Below are 17,286 nucleotides of genomic sequence, written 5' to 3' on the forward strand. Positions count from 1 at the left end.
TTGTGGATAGTGTGCGCGAGCATCTTGTATCTGCGGTGGCCAAGCAAGAGTGGCATACGGTGGATGCCTTGGCACCAGGCGCCGATGAAGGACGTGGGAGGCCGCGATAGTCCACGGGGAGCCGTCAACCGGGCGTTGATCCGTGGGTGTCCGAATGGGGGAACCCAGCCCGAGTTGTGTCGGGTTGCCGCCGTCTGAATGTATAGGGCGGTCGGTGGTGACGCGGGGAAGTGAAACATCTCAGTACCCGCAGGAAGAGAAGACAACAGTGATTCCCTCAGTAGTGGTGAGCGAACGGGGATGATGGCTAAACCGTGCGCGTGGGATAGGCGGCAGTCGTTGCGTGTGCGGGGTTGTGGGGTATGTCTGTTCCGGGTCTGCCGATCCGGTCCGTGGTGGTGTGTGTCAGCCGAAGCCGTTGGGAAGCGGCGCCGGAGCGGGTGAGAGTCCTGTAGGCGAAGGCGCATGGCATCGTGGTGGGCGTGGCCCCGAGTAGCGCGGAGCTCGAGGAATTCCGTGTGAATCCGGCAGGACCACCTGTCAAGCCTGAATACGTCCTGGTGACCGATAGTGGACGAGTACCGTGAGGGAAAGGTGAAAAGTGCCCCGGTGAGGGGTTGTGAAATAGTACCTGAAACCGTGTGCTGTCAAGCCGTCAGAGCTTCGCTTGAGTGCGGGGTGATGGCGTGCCTTTTGAAGAATGAGCCTGCGAGTCATGGTGTGTGGCGAGGTTAACCCGTGTGGGGTAGCCGTAGCGAAAGCGAGTCTGAACAGGGCGGTGGAGTCGCATGCTGTGGACCCGAAGCGGAGTGATCTACCCATGGCCAGGGTGAAGCGGAGGTAAGACTTCGTGGAGGCCCGAACCCACCAGGGTTGAAAACCTGGGGGATGAGCTGTGGGTAGGGGTGAAAGGCCAATCAAACTCCGTGATAGCTGGTTCTCCCCGAAATGCATTTAGGTGCAGCGTCGTGTGGTGCTCCCCGGAGGTAGAGCTACTGTTTGGCCGATGGGCCCGACCAGGTTACTGAGGTCAGATAAACTCCGAATGCCGGTGGAGTGAGCGCGGCAGTGAGACTGCGGGGGATAAGCTCCGTGGTCGAGAGGGAAACAGCCCAGACCTCCGGCTAAGGCCCCTAAGGGTGCGCTAAGTGGGAAAGGTTGTGGAGTTGCTGAGACAACCAGGAGGTTGGCTTAGAAGCAGCCATCCTTGAAAGAGTGCGTAATAGCTCACTGGTCAAGTGATTCTGCGCCGATAATGTAGCGGGGCTGAAGTGCGCCGCCGAAGCCGTGGGGCCGGCACGTTGGTGTCGGTTGGTAGGGGAGCGTCGTGCGTTCGGTGAAGCCGCCGGGTGACCGTGTGGTGGAGGGCGTGCGAGTGAGAATGCAGGCATGAGTAGCGATACCGGAGTGGGAAACTCCGGCGCCGATTGACTAAGGGTTCCTGGGGCAGGTTGATCCGCCCAGGGTGAGTCTGGACCTAAGGCGAGGCCGACAGGCGTAGTCGATGGATGACGGGTTGATATTCCCGTACCCGTGCGCGTGCGCCCGTGTCGATAGCCCTGATGCTGACCATGCATGCCCGTCTTCGTGCCTTCGGGTGCGGGGGTGGTGGTGTGCCTGGGACCCGAGGGGTGTGTAGGCAAGTGATGGGGTGACGCAGTGGGGTAGCTCTACCCGGCGGTGGTTGTCCGGGGGTAAGCGTGTAGCCCGGGGTGGTGGTAAATCCCTGCCCTGTTACAGGGGTGAGGCGTGATGCCGAGCCGTTTCGGCGAAGTGAGTGATCCCGTGCTGTCGAGAAAAGCCTCTAGCGAGTGCGTGTGCGGCCAGTACCCGAAACCGACGCAGGTGGTCAGGTAGAGTATACCGAGGCGTTCGGGTGATCCGTGGTTAAGGAACTCGGCAAATTGTCCCCGTAACTTTGGGAGAAGGGGAGCCCTGTCCGGTGATCAGGTTTTCCCTGTGAGCGGGGCGGGGTCGCAGATACCAGGGGAAAGCGACTGTTTATTAAAAACACAGGTCCGTGCGAAGTCGTAAGACGCTGTATACGGACTGACGCCTGCCCGGTGCTGGAACGTTAAGAGGACCGGTTAGCGCTTGTGCGTGAGGCTGGGAATCTAAGCGCCAGTAAACGGCGGTGGTAACTATAACCATCCTAAGGTAGCGAAATTCCTTGTCGGGTAAGTTCCGACCTGCACGAATGGCGTAACGACTTTCCCGCTGTCTCAACCGCGGGCCCGGTGAAATTGCAGTACGAGTAAAGATGCTCGTTTCGCGCAGCAGGACGGAAAGACCCCGGGACCTTCACTATAGCTTGACATTGGTGTTTGGGATGGTTTGTGTAGGATAGGTGGGAGCCGGTGAAGCCGCCACGCCAGTGGTGGTGGAGGCGTTGGTGAAATACCACTCTGGCTGTTTCGGGCATCTAACCTCGGGCCGTGATCCGGTCTGGGGACAGTGTCTGGTGGGTAGTTTAACTGGGGCGGTTGCCTCCTAAAGGGTAACGGAGGCGCCCAAAGGTTCCCTCGGCCTGGTTGGCAATCAGGTGGTGAGTGTAAGTGCACAAGGGAGCTTGACTGTGAGACGGACGTGTCGAGCAGGTGCGAAAGCAGGGACTAGTGATCCGGCGCCGGCGTGTGGAAGCGGCGTCGCTCAACGGCTAAAAGGTACCCCGGGGATAACAGGCTGATCTTCCCCAAGAGTCCGTATCGACGGGATGGTTTGGCACCTCGATGTCGGCTCGTCGCATCCTGGGGCTGGAGTTGGTCCCAAGGGTTGGGCTGTTCGCCCATTAAAGCGGCACGCGAGCTGGGTTTAGAACGTCGTGAGACAGTTCGGTCCCTATCCGCTGCGCGCGTTGGAGACTTGTGAAGGGCTGTCCCTAGTACGAGAGGACCGGGACGGACGAACCGCTGGTGTGCCAGTTGTTCCGCCAGGGGCATGGCTGGTTGGCTACGTTCGGGAGAGATAACCGCTGAAAGCATCTAAGTGGGAAGCTTGCTTCGAGATGAGGTCTCCTGCCCTGTGGTGGGGGTAAGGCCGCCAGGTGATGACTGGGTTGATAGGCCGGGTGTGGAAGCCTTGTGAGGGGTGGAGCTGACCGGTACTAATAGGCCGAGGGCTTGTCCGCCGTGGATGCTGGGTGCTCGCGCATGCTATGTTTTCTCCTGCTGGCCTGGTGTGTGGGGTCGGTGGGGGTTCCGCAGGTTTCGCCTGTGCGTCTGCCGTTGTTGGCGGGTGTGTGGGTGGTGGGTTTTGCGGTGGTGATAGTGGGAGGGTCACACCCGGTCTCATTCCGAACCCGGTCGTTAAGTCTCTTTGCGCCGATGGTACTGCCTCCATGGTGGGGGTGGGAGAGTAGGTTGCCGCCGCATTTCTTTGTAGAAGGGGGCGGGTCGTCGTCGGGCGGCTCGTCTCCTTCTTTTTTTGTGTCCGGGGGTGTGACTGGGGGTTGCGGTGCGGGTGCGTAGTGTCACAAGCCCGGGCTGGCCGGGTCGCGGGTGCTCATGGTGGCGGGTGTTCAGGGGTGGGGGGCGGTGGTGGGTGTGTGCAGGTGGCGCTCCCACGTCCGACACCCCACCGGACCGTCAGGCCTTGAGGGCCGCCCCCTTCTCCAGGCCGAGCAGGCTCTCCTTCCGCGAGACCCCGCCCCCGTAGCCCACCATGGCGCCGTCGGCGCCGATCACCCGGTGGCAGGGGACCACGATGGAGATCGGGTTGCGGTTGTTGGCCATGCCCACGGCACGCGAAGCGTTGGGACGCCCGATCGAACGGGCGATCCCGCCGTAGGTGGCGGTGCGCCCGTGCGGGACGGTCGTCAGCGCACGCCACACGGTGCGTTGGAACTCCGTGCCCCGCGGCGCCAGCGGCAGGCTGAACTCTCGCAGCTCACCCGCGAAGTACGCCGCCAACTGCTCGGCGGTCTCGCGCAGCGCCGCCGGCTCGCGCCGCCACTCGCGGCCGCCCTGTCCGTCGGACGGCAGTTGTTCGTGCGGGTTCATGTAGAGCCCTGTGAGCGCCGCTCCGTCGCTGATGAGCAGCAGCTCACCCAGCGGTGAGGGCACCACGTCATACAGCCGTGTCCCGTCGCCTGGGACGGTGAACCGCGCCGGCGCGGCGCCCACCGCCGACGGCTCGTCCGTTTCCAACCGCAGTGGCAATGCGTCCTGACTCGTGTTCCGGTCGGCGTTCATCGTTTTCGTCCTCGTCGTCGAGTGCCCGCCCCGTGGCGTCCGGGGCGGCGGTGGTCGTGGGCGTGCCGTCGGGAACCGCCGAAGGCGAGTCCCGGGAGGCGGCCCACAGGTGGTGTGTGGCATAGGAGCGCCACGGCCGCCACCGTTCGTGTGCGGCCTTTCCGGCCGAACGCGCGTCGCCGGGCAGGCCGAGGCGCTCCAGCGACGTGCGCACCCCCAGGTCCGATCCCAGGAACACGTCCGGGTCGCCGAGCGCGCGCATGCGGATGTAGTCCGACGTCCACGGACCGATGCCCCGCAGCCCGCGCAGCCGCGCGGCGGCCCTGTCGCGGTCGGCGCCGGGGCCCAGATCGATGTCGCCGGCCGCCAGCGCTGCGCTTACGGCGATGAGCGCCGCCGCGCGCCCGGTCGGCATCGGCAGATCCTCGGGGGAGGCGGCGGCCAGGACCTCCGGGCCGGGGAACGTACGGGTGAGGCCGCCCAGCGGGAACGCCAGCGGTGTGCCGAAGCGCTCGACGAGCCGACCGGTCACCGTGCGGGCCGCAGCGACCGAAATCTGCTGGCCGACGACGGCGCGGACGGCCGTCTCCGCGGGGTCGGCGCTGCCCGGGGCCCGCAGTCCCGGCCGCCGCGCGACGATCCCGGCAAGCGGGTCGCCGCCGGCGCCGAGCGCGTCGGCGACCGCGTGCGGGTCGGTGTCCAGATCGAGTAGTCTCCTGCACCGCTGCACTGCCGTTCCCAGGTCTTTCAGCAGGTCCAGGCAGAGCCGGCACCAGACGTGGTCGTCGGTGTCGCCGCGGGAGATGTGGACGACCCCGCTGCCGTGCGGCAGTGCGAGTACCCGCCGGAAGCCGCCGTCGGCGGCCTCTTCCACACCGGGAACGGCACGCGTGGCGAGGAAGCCGAACAGGTGGTCGAGGTCGATCGGGGGACGCAGCGGCAGGCGCAGCGTGACGGTTCCGGGCCCGGCGGTCTCCGCCGATCCCGTGCCGGCCGGGTCGCCGCAGTTGCGGGGATCCGCGCGGCCGGTACCGAACCGGCGCATCCCGGACGGGGACCGGGCGAACACGTCGCGCACGGTGTCGTTGAACTGCCGGATGCTGGAGAACCCCGCGGCGAATGCGATGTCGCTCATCGGCAGGTCGGTCGTCTCGATGAGCACCCGAGCGGTCTGGGCGCGCTGGGCACGGGCCAGTGCCAACGGCCCGGCGCCCAATTCGGCGACCAGCAGCCGGTTGAGCTGGCGTTCGCTGTAGCCGACCCGGTCGGCCAGCCCGGCGACGCCGTCCCGGTCGACGGCGCCGTCGGAGATCAGCCGCATGGAGCGGCCCACGACGTCGGCGCGTACGTTCCATTCCGGCGACCCCGGCGACGCGTCGGGCCGGCACCGTTTGCAGGCGCGGAACCCCGCCCGCTGGGCGGCCGCCGCGGACGGGAAGAACCGGGTGTTCACCTGTTTGGGCGTGAGGGCGGGGCAGCTCGGCCGGCAGTAGATGCCGGTGCTGGTCACGCCGACGTAGAACACGCCGTCGAAGCGCGTGTCCTTGCTGCGAACCGCCAGGTAACGCTGGTCGTCGTCCATCACGCCACCCATCCTCGTGCGCACACCGGTTCCACGCTAGCGGATTTCGGACATCGCGGTGCCGGGTGCGGGCCGTGCTCGCGGGCGGATCCGGCGCGGTGCCGGCTACCCGGGCCGGCCCGGACCGGGTCCGCTCACGCCGGCCCGGTTTCGTGCCGGGGGGTGTCGCCGTGCTTGCGCAGGTAGTCGATGAAGATCGGGCGCAGCTCCTCTTGGACGCGCGGGTCCTCGTCGGCGCCCAGCGCGTCGTAGAACAGGCCCGACGCCTGAGCGGCGCCGGCCTCGCCCGCCTCCAGGTTGCCGGCGGCGGCCTCGGCCGCGGGCAGGAGCCGCAGCAGGCGCCAGAAGAAGGAGACGTCCCAGCGGTGCCGCGCCACCGCCACCGCGCGGTCGCGCAGTTCGTGGGTCTCCAGCCGCTCCAGCGTGCCCCGGTCGTCGTCTCCGCTCGTGTCGCCACTCATGCCGGAGGGCTACCCGGACCTCGCGCGTTGAAATGGCGTGACGTACGTTACCGTTCGTCGACAGCTGCACCCGTGGTGGGCGGCGGCCGGATCACCGCCGGTCGCACGTGCTGCGCGATCGCACAGGAGGGACGCATATGGGCGGATCATCGGCGGTGCGGGTCGTCGTCGCCAAACCCGGACTGGACGGCCACGACCGCGGAGTGAAGGTGGTGGTCCGGGCGCTGCGGGACGCCGGTGTCGAAGTCGTCTACACCGGCCTGCGGCAGACTCCGGAGATGATCGTCGACGCCGCGCTGGAGGAGGACGCCGACGCGATCGGGCTGTCGGTGCTCTCCGGCGCCCACATGACGATCTTCAGCCGGGTGGTGGAACTGCTGGCCGAGAACGACGCTCGCGACATCACCGTGTTCGGCGGCGGCATCGTCCCCGAGGCCGAGATCCCGGAACTGGAGGCGATGGGCGTGGCCAAGGTCTTCACGCCCGGCACCCCCACCACCGAGATCAGCGACTGGGTCCGGCACAACGTCCGGCCGCTGCACGCGACCGGCGCCGGGGGCTGAGCGGGCGGCGGACGCCGCCGCGCGGGGAACCGGCCCTCCCGCCGGTTCGGCGCCGGCGCCGTGGCGGTAGCATGCCGTTTTCGTGCCTATTCATCCTGTCGGCCCGACCGGTCGGCCCCACCCTGCACCGCATCCGCCGCGGCACTGCGCCGCCCGACCGGCCTCACGGGCCCGGCGTCCGGCCCCCTACCGGGCCGTCTCGGCCGTAGCCGGCCAGACCGTTCGCTGCGCCGCCTGTGCGGTGCAGCGGCGGCGGTAGCGGCGTGGACGCCGGGCCCGAGGTCGTCGCTCTGCTCCTGGCGGCGGCACTGGCCGCGGGCTGGATCGACGCCGTCGTCGGCGGCGGCGGTCTGGTGATGCTGCCCGCGATGCTCGTGGCGTTCCCGAACGCCGCGGTGGCGCCCCTGCTCGGCACCAACAAACTCTCCGCCATCATGGGCACCGCCTCGGCCGCCGTCACCTACTTCCGCCGGATCCGCCCCGATCCCCGGATCGTGTGGACGACCGCGGGGCTGGCGCTGCTGGGAGCCGGCGGCGGTGCCGCGCTGGCCGGATCGGTCTCCTCCGACGCGCTGCGCCCGACGGTCATGGTGGCCCTCGCGGTGGTGCTGGTCCTGGTCGTGGCACGCCCCGCGATGGGTGCGGCGGCCGATCCCGCACTGCTGACCCGCCGGCGCATCGCCGTGGCGGTGCTGCTGGCCGGAGGCGGCGTCGGCTTCTACGACGGCCTGATCGGACCGGGCACCGGGACGTTCCTGATCATGGTGCTGACCGCGGTCGTCGGGCTGGACTTCGTGCACGCCTCGGCCACGGCGAAGGTGGTCAACACCGCGACCAACCTGGGCGCGATCGCGGTGTTCGCCTGGAACGGCGACGTGTTGTGGCTGCTGGGCTCGGGCCTGGCCGTGTGCAACGTCATCGGCGCACAGATCGGCGCCCGCATGGCGCTGAGCCGCGGCTCGGGATTCGTGCGGGCCGTACTGGTCGTCGTCGTGGTGCTGCTGCTGGCGCGGCTGGGCTGGGAACAGCTTTCCTGATCAGGGCCGCGACGGATGCGCGGCGGACGGGCGCGCCGCCTACACGGGCCGGCGCCGCTGTGATCGCGGTGTGAATCCGCACACTTCCTACCACAGGCGGACCGGGGGTGAACGGGGCATTCCGTCTCCTGCCGCCCGCGGTTTGACTGGTCAACGGCGCCCCGGTGTCGTCTGTCAAGCGCTGGGAAGGCTAAGCTTCCGCATGTTGCGGTTGGCGTCTCGAACCCTTTTTCAACGCGGTGCGGGCCTTATGCGGTTCCCGCGTTCCGGCGCCGGCCACCGCACATCACTGCAGCCAGCGAGTAACAAGGACGGACCCTCGTGGACCTGTTCGAATACCAGGCGAAGCAACTCTTCGCGGAATACGGGGTCCCCGTACCCCAGGGAAAGGTGGCGAGCACGGCCGCAGAGGCGCGTGCGATCGCCGATGAGTTCGCGGCGGCGGGCAAGTCCCGTGTCGTCGTCAAAGCGCAGGTGAAGGCCGGCGGTCGCGGCAAGGCCGGCGGCGTGAAGGTCGCCGACGACGCCGCCGACGCGCAGGCCAAGGCCGAGCAGATCCTCGGGATGGACATCAAGGGGCACACCGTGCACCGCGTCCTGATCGAGGAAGCGAGCGACATCGCGGAGGAGTACTACTTCTCCTTCCTGCTGGACCGCGCCAACCGGACCTTCCTGTCGATCTGCTCCGCCGAAGGCGGCGTCGAGATCGAGGAGGTCGCCGAAACCAACCCCGACGCCGTCGCCCAGGTGCCGATCGACGCCATCAAGGGCGCGCCCGCCGAGGTCGCCGCCGAGATCGTCAGCAGGGGCAAGCTGCCCGAGGCGGCCGCACAGGGCGCCGCCGAGGCCATCTCCAAGCTGTGGGACGTGTTCGTCGGCCGCGACGCCACTCTGGTCGAGGTCAACCCCATGATCCTCACCGGAGACGGACGCGTCGTCGCACTCGACGGCAAGGTCACGCTGGACGAGAACGCCGGCTTCCGCCAGGACCTGGAGAGCCTCGCCTTCGCAGCCGAAGGCGATCCCCTCGAGGTCAAGGCCAAGGAGAAGGGGTTGAATTACGTCAAGCTGGACGGTCGGGTCGGCATCATCGGCAACGGTGCCGGGCTGGTCATGTCCACGCTGGACGTCGTGTCCTATGCCGGGGAGGCCCACGGCGGGGTGCAGCCGGCGAATTTCCTGGACATCGGCGGCGGCGCGTCGGCCGAGGTGATGGCCGACGGGCTGGAGATCATCCTGGGCGATGCGGACGTGCGGAGCGTGTTCGTCAACGTCTTCGGCGGGATCACGGCCTGTGACGCGGTGGCCAACGGCATCGTGCAGGCGCTGGAGATGCTGGCGGCGCGCGGCGACGACGTGTCCAAGCCGCTGGTGGTGCGCCTGGACGGCAACAACGCCGAGCTGGGCCGCGAGATCCTGACCCGGGCCGGGCACCCCGCGGTGGTGCAGGCCCCGACCATGGACGGCGCTGCGGCCCAGGCCGCGGAGCTGGCCGCGAAGTAGAGGCGGGGAAGAAGGACGATGGCTGTTTTCCTGACCAAGGACAGCAAGGTGCTGGTCCAGGGCATGACGGGCTCGGAGGGCACCAAGCACACGCGGCGGATGCTGGCGTCGGGTACGCGTGTCGTGGGCGGGGTGAATCCGCGCAAGGCCGGTTCGGCGGTGGATATCGACGGCAGTGCGGTGCCGGTGTTCGCGTCGGTGGCCGAGGGGATGGCGGCGACCGGGGCGGATGTGACGGTGGTGTTCGTGCCGCCGAAGTTCGCTCGGGCGGCGGTGGTCGAGGCGGTCGATGCGGGGATCGGTCTGGCGGTGGTGATCACCGAGGGGATTCCGGTGCACGATACGGCGGCGTTCTGGTCGCATGCGCGGTCGGCGGGGAACCGGACGCGGATCGTGGGGCCGAACTGCCCGGGGTTGATTTCGCCGGGGGCGTCCAATGCGGGGATCATTCCGGCCGATATCACGCGGCCGGGGCGGATCGGTCTGGTGTCGAAGTCGGGCACGCTGACGTATCAGATGATGTATGAGCTGCGGGATATCGGGTTCTCCACGGCGGTGGGGATCGGTGGGGATCCGGTGATCGGGACGACGCATATCGACGCGCTGGCGGCGTTCGAGGCGGATCCGGAGACCGACGCGATCGTGATGATCGGTGAGATCGGCGGGGATGCCGAGGAGCGGGCGGCGGAGTACGTGCGTGAGCACGTGTCCACGCCCGTGGTGGGGTATGTGGCCGGGTTCACCGCGCCCGAGGGCAAGACGATGGGCCATGCGGGGGCGATCGTGTCGGGGTCGGAGGGTACGGCTCAGGCGAAGAAGGAGGCGTTGGAGGCGTCGGGCGTCAAGGTCGGCAAGACGCCCAGCGAAACCGCGCGCCTCGCCCGCGAGCTGTTCTGACGGCTGCGGGATCGCACGCCGCGAGTCCGGCGGCGTGTCCCGCGCGCCGCGCTCCGACGGGCCGGGCCCGCCACAGTGACCGGGTGGCGGGCCCGGCCCGTCGTCGTATCGCGGTAGCGCCGTATGCGGCCCGCGCCCGGCGGCGGTGGGCCACGGGCGGGCACGCGCCGCGTGCTCTCGTCCCCGTCGCCCGGATTCCCGGGCGGCCGGCTCCACACGGCCCCGGGGGCGGCGGGGCCGCCTCTGATCCGGCACACGAACTAGCACACGGACCCGGTGCTGCGCCGGGCGACACGCCCGCCGCGGAGGGGCGCCGGCGGGTGCGCGGCTGGCAGCATAGGGCGGGTGAGCGCGCCCGCACGTCCTTCCCGCAGCAGCGGCGGCGACCGCCCCCGCCGCGCGCCGTCCGGTACAGGCGGCGGCTCCGGCGGCGGCCGCGGCTCCAAAGGCCCGCGCGGCGGGACCCGTTCCCGCGACGAGCTGCGCCCGCTGTACACCGCCGGCGGTCTGGCGGCGGCGTCCTCGGCCGGTCTCGGGCTCGCCGTGCTGATGACCCTGACCGTCGCCGGATGGGTGGCGGCACCGCACGGCGCCTTCGGCGAGGACGTCGGCGAGGTGCTGCGCGCCGCCGTGCAGGCGTGGCTGGTGGGCCACCTCGTCGGGTTCGGTATCCCCGGCGGCGACGTCGCCATGCTGCCGCTGGGCCTGGTCGTGCTTCCGGGGCTGCTGCTGTACCGGGCGGGCCGGCGGCTGGCGCGCAACTGCGACCTGCCGCGGCTGCGCCACGTGTTCCGGGCGGCGCTGGCCGTGGCCGGGCCCTACGCGGCGATCGCGGGGACGCTGGCGCTCATCGGCCAGACCGAGGCGGTGCGTCCGAGCATGCTGCAGGCGCTCGTCGCCGGGTTCTGCCTGGCGTTCGGCGCCGGCGGCGCGGGTGTGCTGGTGCAGATGCTGCGCGACAAAGGCATCGCCAAGCGGCGGCTGCTGGAGCTGATGCCCGACCGGCCGCGTTCGCTGCTGGTGGGCACGCTCAGTTCCACCGGAACCCTGCTGGCCACCGGCGTCGTGCTGTTCGGCGTCGCGCTCGCGGCCGACCTGGGCGATGCCGTGGCGACCACCCGCGATCTGGCACCCGGGCTGGTCGGCGGCGTGCTACTGCTGCTCATCCAGTTGCTGTATGCGCCCAACGCCGTCGTGTTCGGCATGGCCTACGCGGTGGGGCCCGGGTTCTCGGTGGGGGCGGGCACGATCGTGGCGCCGACGGGCGTGTCGGTGGGGGCCCTGCCCACGTTTCCGATGCTCGCGGCGCTGCCCGACAACGGGCCGGCGCCGGTCCTGTCGCTGGCGGCGCTGGCGGTGCCGTTCGCGGCCGGGGGTCTGGGCGGTGTCCTGACCCAGCGCAGCGCACCCGCCGTGGTCAGCGAGGCGGCTCCGCTGTGGGGTTTCGTCTGCGGCGTGACCACGGGGCTGGCGTGCGCGGCCCTGTCGGCGGCGGCGGGCGGACCGATGGGCGCCGAGCGGCTGGCCGCCGTGGGGCCGTCGTCCTGGCAGGTCGGGCTGATCACGGCGCTGGAGGTGGGGTTGGCGGCGGCCATCACCGCGTGGGTGGCCAACTGGCGCTACTACCGGCTCCACGCATCCGAGGCCGGCGAGCGGGCCGCGGCCCCCGGCGGCGGCCGTGCCCCGGCGGGCGGAGGTGTGCGCCCGCGGCGCGCGGCCGACGCGCCCGCCGCCCCCGGCGGCTCGGATGCGGGCGCCGGTGCGCCGCGCCGGGACGGCGGGGAACAGGGGCCGGCGCGCCGCAGCGTGCGCGCCGCTCTGTCGCGCGTGCCCCGGCCGCGCGTGCCCCGGCTGCCGCGCCGCCGGCGCGCCGCCGAGGAGGACGAGGACTTCTTCGGTATCAGCTACGAGGCGGGGGGCCCGGAAACCGCTGCTGCCCCGGACCCCGGTGCTGCCTCCGAGGGCGCCGGCAGGACGGACGGGCCGCCGCTGCGGCGGGAGTGAGGCGCGCCGGGTGCGGGAGTGCTCACGGTGCCCGGGATCCCGGGGGCCGCGGCGGAACGCCGGAGAGCTTCAGAGCGTGCGGGCCATGGGCGGCAGGTTCTCGACCTGGAAGCCCACGCGCTCGGAGATCGCTTCGAGGAGGGTGTCGTCGCACTGCTGCTGGGAGGTGTGGGTGAGCGCCTGAGCCGAGCACGCCGAGTACTCCTGGTACTGGTCCCAGAACACCGCGTATCCCGCGATCATGAGGCCGGACAGGGTCACGCCGACCCACCCCAGGACCATGCTCGTCATGGCGCCGGGCGCCGTGGAGTTCTTGTCGCGGGCGGAGCGGCGGGCCCGGCGGCCCTGGAAGATGCCCAGGGCCGAGAGCACGATTCCGTAGGGCGGCAGCACCAGCCCGGCTGCGGAGAGGAAGAGTCCCCACAGCCCGCCTCGTTCGACGGTGCGCTGCTGCCCGTCGTTGGACGGCTGGGGCTGCTGGTCGGTCACAAAGGCTCCTCGCGGACGGCGCCTGGCGGCGGTCGGTCGACACCGGGTAGGGGAGGGGCGGCCCGGATTCGCGTGCCGGGCGCGTGCGTGCCCCGTCGGGGTCCCGTGGAGTAGACGCTACCTGCCGAGATAGGCTTGCAGCGCGGGCGGGGGAGCCCGCGCGTCCGCCGGCCGGCGGCCCCGAGCGCGCGCCTGTCGGTGTGCGCTCGCATACCCGCAGGCCGGGCAGGGGCCCGGCGGGGGACCGTGCGGCGTGTGTTCCCGCACCGTTTTCCATGAGGAGGAAGCACTCTGTCGTCGCGCGTTGTCGTACTCATCTCAGGCGCGGGGAGCAACGCGGCCGCCCTGCTGGAGGCCGCGGCCGATCCCGGATTCGGCGCCTCGGTGGTGGCGGTGGGTGCCGACCGCTACGGCGCGGGCGGGCTCGACCTCGCCCGGCAGGCCGGGGTCGAGGCGTTCACCGTGCCGTTCGCCGACTACGGCGACCGCGGCGACTGGAACGCCGCGCTCATCGAGCGGCTCGACGCCTACCGGCCCGACCTGGTCGTCTCCGCGGGGTTCATGCGCATTCTCGGCGCCGAGGTGCTGGAGCGCCACACGGTGGTCAACATCCACCCGGCCCTGCTGCCGGCCTTCCCCGGCGCGCACGCCGTGCGCGACGCCCTCGCTTACGGGGTCGCGATCACCGGGGCGACCGTGCACTTCGCCGACTCCGGTGTCGACACCGGCCCGGTGATCGACCAGGTGGCGGTGCGGGTCGACCCCCGCGACGACACCGCCTCGCTGCACGAGCGCATCAAGTCCGTCGAGCGGCGGATGCTCGTGGAGGTGGTGGGCCGCCTGGCGCGCGAGGGCTGGAGCGTCCAGGGGCGGCAGGTCCGCCTGGGCGGGTCCGGAACCCGACAGACCCCGTCAACCGAATACGTCGCAGAGGAGAACCGGTGAGCCAGCAGCCCATTCGGCGCGCGTTGATCAGCGTCTACGACAAGACCGGACTGGAGGAGCTGGCCTACGGGCTCGCCGAAGCCGGGGTGGAGATCGTGTCGACGGGGTCCACCGCCGCGCGCCTGGCCGAGGTCGACGTTCCGGTGACCCCGGTCGAGGAGGTCACCGGGTTCCCCGAGATCCTCGGCGGGCGGGTCAAGACCCTGCATCCGCGTGTGCACGCCGGCCTGCTGGCCGACCGGGCCGAGGCCTCCCACCGCGACACGCTGGAGGAGCTGGGCATCGGCGCGTTCGACCTGCTGGTGGCCAACCTCTACCCGTTCGAGGAGACGGTGTCGGCCGGAGCGTCGCTGGGCGAGTGCATCGAGAAGATCGACATCGGGGGCCCGGCCATGATCCGGGCCGCCGCGAAGAACCACAGCTCGGTGGCGGTGGTGGTCGACCCGGCGCGCTATGACGCGGTCGTCGAAGCGGCCCGGGGCGGCGGCTACGGGCTGCAGCAGCGCAAGCGGCTGGCCGCGCAGGCGTTCGCCCACACCGCGACCTACGACGCGGCCGTGGCCAGCTGGTTCGCCGGCACCTACGCTCCCGACGACGTCGCCGCCGAGACCGGCTGGCCGGACTTCTACGCCTCGGTCGGCAACCGTGCCGCGACCCTGCGGTACGGCGAGAACCCGCATCAGCGGGCGGCGCTGTACCGCGGCGACGGCACGAGCGGGCCCGGGCTCGCCGGGGCCGAACAGCTGCACGGCAAGGAGATGTCCTACAACAACTACGTGGACTCCGACGCCGCGCTGCGCGCCGCCTACGACTTCGCCGAACCCTGCGCGGCGGTCATCAAGCACGCCAACCCGTGCGGGATCGCCGTGGGCGCCGACATCGCCGAGGCCCACCGCAAGGCCCACGCCTGCGACCCGACGTCGGCGTTCGGCGGTGTCATCGCCACCAATCGGCCGGTGAGCGTGGCTCTGGCCGAGCAGGTGTCGGAGATCTTCACCGAGGTGCTGGTGGCGCCGGAGTACGAATCGGGTGCTGTGGAGATCCTGACCCGGAAGAAGAACATCCGGTTGCTGGTGGTCACCCCTCCGGACCGGGCGGCGCGCGCCGAGGAGCGCCGGATCAGCGGCGGCGCTCTGCTGCAGGCGGCCGATCTCGTCGACGCTCCCGGCGACGGCCCCGGCTCCTGGCAGCTGCTGGCGGGCCCGGCGGCCGACGACGCGGTGTTCGCGGATCTGGCCTTCGCGTGGCGGGCGTCGCGCGCGGCCAAGTCCAACGCGATCCTGCTGGCCGCCGACCGGGCGACGGTCGGGGTGGGCATGGGCCAGGTCAACCGCGTCGACGCCGCCAAGCTCGCGGTGGCGCGGGCGGGCGATCGGGTGCGCGGTTCGGTCGCGGCCAGCGACGCGTTCTTCCCCTTCCCCGACGGGTTGGAGGTGCTGACGCAGGCCGGTGTGCGGGCGGTCGTCCAGCCGGGCGGGTCGGTGCGCGACGAGGCCGTGGTGGCGGCGGCCGAGGAGGCCGGGGTCACCATGTACGCCACCGGGACGCGGCACTTCTACCACTGACCCGCACGACCTCCGCGGGCCGACGATCCCAGGGAAGGGACGAAGAACGCAGATGAGCGCAGAGATTCTCGACGGGAAGGCCACGGCCGCGGCGATCCGCGCCGAACTGGTGGACCGAATGGTCGCGCTGCGGGCGAAGGGGATGGCGCCGGGTCTGGGCACGGTGCTGGTCGGCGACGACCCGGGCAGCCGCTCCTATGTGGCGGGCAAGCACCGCGACTGCGCCGAGGTCGGCATCGAGAGCATCCGCCGCGACCTTCCCGAAACGGCGTCGCAGGAGCAGGTCGAGGGCGTGGTGGCCGACCTGAACGCCGACCCGGCCTGCACCGGCTACATCGTGCAGCTGCCGCTGCCGCGCGGGCTGGACGAGAACCGGGTGCTGGGCATGATCGACCCGGACAAGGACGCCGACGGCCTGCAGCCGGTGAACCTGGGCAAGCTGGTGCTGATGGAGCAGGCGCCGCTGCCGTGCACGCCGCGCGGCATCGTGGAGCTGCTCCGGCGCTACGACGTGCCGCTGAAGGGAGCCGAGGTCGTGGTGATCGGCCGCGGGGTGACGGTGGGGCGTCCGCTGGGGCTGCTGCTGACCCGGCGGAGTGAGAACGCGACAGTGACCCTGTGCCACACCGGCACGCGGGACATGGCCGAGCACACGCGCAGCGCCGACATCGTGGTGGCCGGGGCCGGTGTGCCCGGGTTGATCACCGGGGAGATGGTCAAGCCGGGGGCGGCGGTGCTGGACGTGGGTGTGACGCGCACCGAGGACGGATTGCGCGGAGACGTGACCGAGGATGTGCGCGAGGTGGCCGGGTACGTGTCGCCCAACCCGGGCGGTGTGGGGCCGATGACCCGCGCGATGCTGCTGGTCAACGTGGTGGAGGCCGCCGAGCGCCGGGCGGGCTGAGCGGATGCGGCCCCGCGGCCGCCGCGGCGGGTGCTGCGGCGGTGCGCGGGCGCTCCCGGGGCCGGACGGATCGCGAGCCGCCGCTGCGGTTCGGCCGGCCCCGTGCTGTCAGCTGGCCTTGCGTTCGTGGTCGAGGGCGGGCATCGGGCGGACGAGCCCGAGTGCGACGACCTCGTTGGCCAGGCGGGTGCGGCGGTTGGCCCCCTCGGGGACCCGGAACTTCTGGTAGAGGCGGAGGAGGTGCTGTTTGACAGCGGCCTCCGTCACGACCAGGTCCTCGGCGATCTCGCGGGCGGTGGCAGGGGAGACGAAGGCTTCGTCGGAGAGAGCGGGGCGACAGAGCGACGTGAGGACGTCGAGCTCCCTCCGGGTGAGTTCGGGTGCGGTCGTCCGCCGCACCTCGACATCGGGGTTGAGTTCCTCCCGGGGCAGGCCGCCGATCTTGCATCGCGCGCTGCCGAAACTGACGACGTCGCCCTCGTCGAGGACCCTGCGCGCGATCGGGCGGCCGTTGACCCTGGTGCCGTTACGGGAGAGGCCGAGGTCGACGACGTAGACGTAGGGGCCGCGGCGCACCAGCTCGGCGTGGAGTCGTGACACGCTCGCGTCGCTGAGGCGAATATCGGCCCCTTCTCCGCGCCCGACTGTGGTGACCTCGGAATTCAACGGCTGTACGTCCCCGCTCTCCTCGACCCGCATATAGGGCCCGTCCACGGTTGTTCCTCCCAGTGTGGGGCGCGGCCGATGAGGGAGTGCGCGGCAGGGCGCGGACGGGTGCCTCTCAGATCGGCTGTGGTGGCTTGTCGTCGCTGGCTGAGTGGGGTTCATAGGGGGTGGTCCTCGCTCGCCTTGGCACTCATCTCCTCACTGGTTACCCGGGCCGTGTCGGTTCTACGCTCTTACCCGGGAGTGAGACAGGCATCGCGGGGCGTTTACTGCGTTTCCCGGATTCCGGTGCCGGGCGAATTCGGAAGCGGTCACGGCCGATTCCGTGAGGCGGTGCGTGCGGTGGCGGCCGGCGCCAATAAACTGTGTGCGTCTTCGGCCCGTGGCGCGTCCGGGCGCCCGGCCGATCGGCGCGCCCGTGCGCCGACCCCGCATACGCCGCTCTCGCCTGCGGGTTCGCGGCCGGTTCGCCGGGGCGCC

13 protein-coding genes and 2 rRNA genes are annotated in these 17,286 nt (G+C 70.6%); 10 read left to right on the top strand and 5 right to left on the bottom strand.

The genetic code is table 11. The annotated features are described in order from the left end of the window. The first annotated feature begins 36 nt into the window (after positions 1 to 36). Positions 37 to 3,128 (top strand): 23S ribosomal RNA (locus tag HNR25_RS15195). Between the two features lie 125 nt (positions 3,129 to 3,253). After that, positions 3,254 to 3,371 (top strand): 5S ribosomal RNA (gene rrf / locus HNR25_RS15200). Positions 3,372 to 3,584: 213 nt separating this feature from the next. Here rrf and HNR25_RS15205 read toward each other — a convergent pair. The 3 genes from HNR25_RS15205 to HNR25_RS15215 form a co-directional block, all read right to left on the bottom strand. After that, positions 3,585 to 4,061: a methylated-DNA--[protein]-cysteine S-methyltransferase gene (locus tag HNR25_RS15205; RefSeq protein ID WP_184639733.1), complete on the bottom strand. Its 477-nt coding sequence runs from the start codon at positions 4,059 to 4,061 to the stop codon at positions 3,585 to 3,587. Positions 4,062 to 4,065: 4 nt separating this feature from the next. Then, entirely contained in the window at positions 4,066 to 5,772 is a 1,707-nt protein-coding gene (locus tag HNR25_RS15210) for an AlkA N-terminal domain-containing protein (protein ID WP_221457591.1), read from the bottom strand. Positions 5,773 to 5,906: 134 nt separating this feature from the next. Further along, a complete protein-coding gene (locus tag HNR25_RS15215) occupies positions 5,907 to 6,233 on the bottom strand; it encodes a hypothetical protein (RefSeq protein ID WP_184636072.1) in 327 nt (108 codons plus the stop codon). Between the two features lie 137 nt (positions 6,234 to 6,370). Between HNR25_RS15215 and HNR25_RS15220 the strand changes: the two genes are divergently transcribed. The 5 genes from HNR25_RS15220 to HNR25_RS15240 all read left to right on the top strand — a co-directional run bounded on the left by HNR25_RS15220 (position 6,371) and on the right by HNR25_RS15240 (position 12,237). Continuing rightward, positions 6,371 to 6,796 carry a cobalamin B12-binding domain-containing protein gene (locus HNR25_RS15220; protein ID WP_184636073.1) on the top strand — a complete coding sequence of 142 codons (426 nt, stop codon included), beginning with the start codon at positions 6,371 to 6,373 and terminating at the stop codon, positions 6,794 to 6,796. Positions 6,797 to 7,059: 263 nt separating this feature from the next. Beyond that, the gene (locus tag HNR25_RS15225; protein ID WP_184636075.1) at positions 7,060 to 7,833 is read left to right on the top strand and encodes a TSUP family transporter; all 774 of its coding nucleotides are present in this window, start codon (positions 7,060 to 7,062) and stop codon (positions 7,831 to 7,833) included. 321 nt (positions 7,834 to 8,154) lie between these two features. Then, entirely contained in the window at positions 8,155 to 9,336 is a 1,182-nt protein-coding gene (sucC, locus tag HNR25_RS15230; protein WP_184636077.1) for an ADP-forming succinate--CoA ligase subunit beta, read from the top strand. A gap of 18 nt (positions 9,337 to 9,354) precedes the next feature. Next, positions 9,355 to 10,233 (top strand): succinate--CoA ligase subunit alpha, encoded by an 879-nt coding sequence (gene sucD / locus HNR25_RS15235; protein WP_184636079.1) that lies wholly within the window; start codon positions 9,355 to 9,357, stop codon positions 10,231 to 10,233. A gap of 480 nt (positions 10,234 to 10,713) precedes the next feature. Next, entirely contained in the window at positions 10,714 to 12,237 is a 1,524-nt protein-coding gene (locus tag HNR25_RS15240; RefSeq protein ID WP_246464374.1) for a cell division protein PerM, read from the top strand. A gap of 69 nt (positions 12,238 to 12,306) precedes the next feature. Here the strand turns inward: HNR25_RS15240 and HNR25_RS15245 are convergent, their stop codons facing one another. Beyond that, positions 12,307 to 12,726, bottom strand: coding sequence for a DUF4190 domain-containing protein (locus HNR25_RS15245; protein ID WP_184636081.1), 420 nt, complete (start codon positions 12,724 to 12,726; stop codon positions 12,307 to 12,309). A 291-nt stretch (positions 12,727 to 13,017) separates the two neighbouring features. Here HNR25_RS15245 and purN point away from each other — a divergent pair, with 291 nt between their 5' ends. The 3 genes from purN to HNR25_RS15260 are packed head-to-tail and all read left to right on the top strand — an operon-like array spanning position 13,018 to position 16,140. Continuing rightward, positions 13,018 to 13,671: a phosphoribosylglycinamide formyltransferase gene (gene purN, locus HNR25_RS15250; protein ID WP_184639346.1), complete on the top strand. Its 654-nt coding sequence runs from the start codon at positions 13,018 to 13,020 to the stop codon at positions 13,669 to 13,671. Next, positions 13,668 to 15,236 carry a bifunctional phosphoribosylaminoimidazolecarboxamide formyltransferase/IMP cyclohydrolase gene (gene purH, locus HNR25_RS15255; RefSeq protein WP_184636083.1) on the top strand — a complete coding sequence of 523 codons (1,569 nt, stop codon included), beginning with the start codon at positions 13,668 to 13,670 and terminating at the stop codon, positions 15,234 to 15,236. Before purN ends, purH begins: the two co-directional genes overlap by 4 nt. A 52-nt stretch (positions 15,237 to 15,288) precedes the next feature. Further along, positions 15,289 to 16,140 carry a bifunctional methylenetetrahydrofolate dehydrogenase/methenyltetrahydrofolate cyclohydrolase gene (locus tag HNR25_RS15260; protein ID WP_184636084.1) on the top strand — a complete coding sequence of 284 codons (852 nt, stop codon included), beginning with the start codon at positions 15,289 to 15,291 and terminating at the stop codon, positions 16,138 to 16,140. Positions 16,141 to 16,248: 108 nt separating this feature from the next. Here the strand turns inward: HNR25_RS15260 and HNR25_RS15265 are convergent, their stop codons facing one another. Then, a complete protein-coding gene (locus tag HNR25_RS15265; RefSeq protein ID WP_184636086.1) occupies positions 16,249 to 16,854 on the bottom strand; it encodes an FHA domain-containing protein in 606 nt (201 codons plus the stop codon). Positions 16,855 to 17,286: the final 432 nt, after the last annotated feature.

Origin of the sequence: Streptomonospora salina, assembly GCF_014204715.1 — a bacterium.
In the GTDB taxonomy this organism is placed as follows: Bacteria; Actinomycetota; Actinomycetes; order Streptosporangiales; family Streptosporangiaceae; genus Streptomonospora; species Streptomonospora salina.

Bases quoted from the DNA above. Each gene is read 5' to 3' on its own strand.
- HNR25_RS15210 (WP_221457591.1), bottom strand. From the start codon at position 5,772: ATGGACGACGACCAGCGTTACCTGGCGGTTCGCAGCAAGGACACGCGC.
- HNR25_RS15220 (WP_184636073.1), top strand. From the start codon at position 6,371: ATGGGCGGATCATCGGCGGTGCGGGTCGTCGTCGCCAAACCCGGACTG.
- HNR25_RS15215 (WP_184636072.1), bottom strand. From the start codon at position 6,233: ATGAGTGGCGACACGAGCGGAGACGACGACCGGGGCACGCTGGAGCGG.
- HNR25_RS15260 (WP_184636084.1), top strand. From the start codon at position 15,289: ATGAGCGCAGAGATTCTCGACGGGAAGGCCACGGCCGCGGCGATCCGC.
- sucD (WP_184636079.1), top strand. From the start codon at position 9,355: ATGGCTGTTTTCCTGACCAAGGACAGCAAGGTGCTGGTCCAGGGCATG.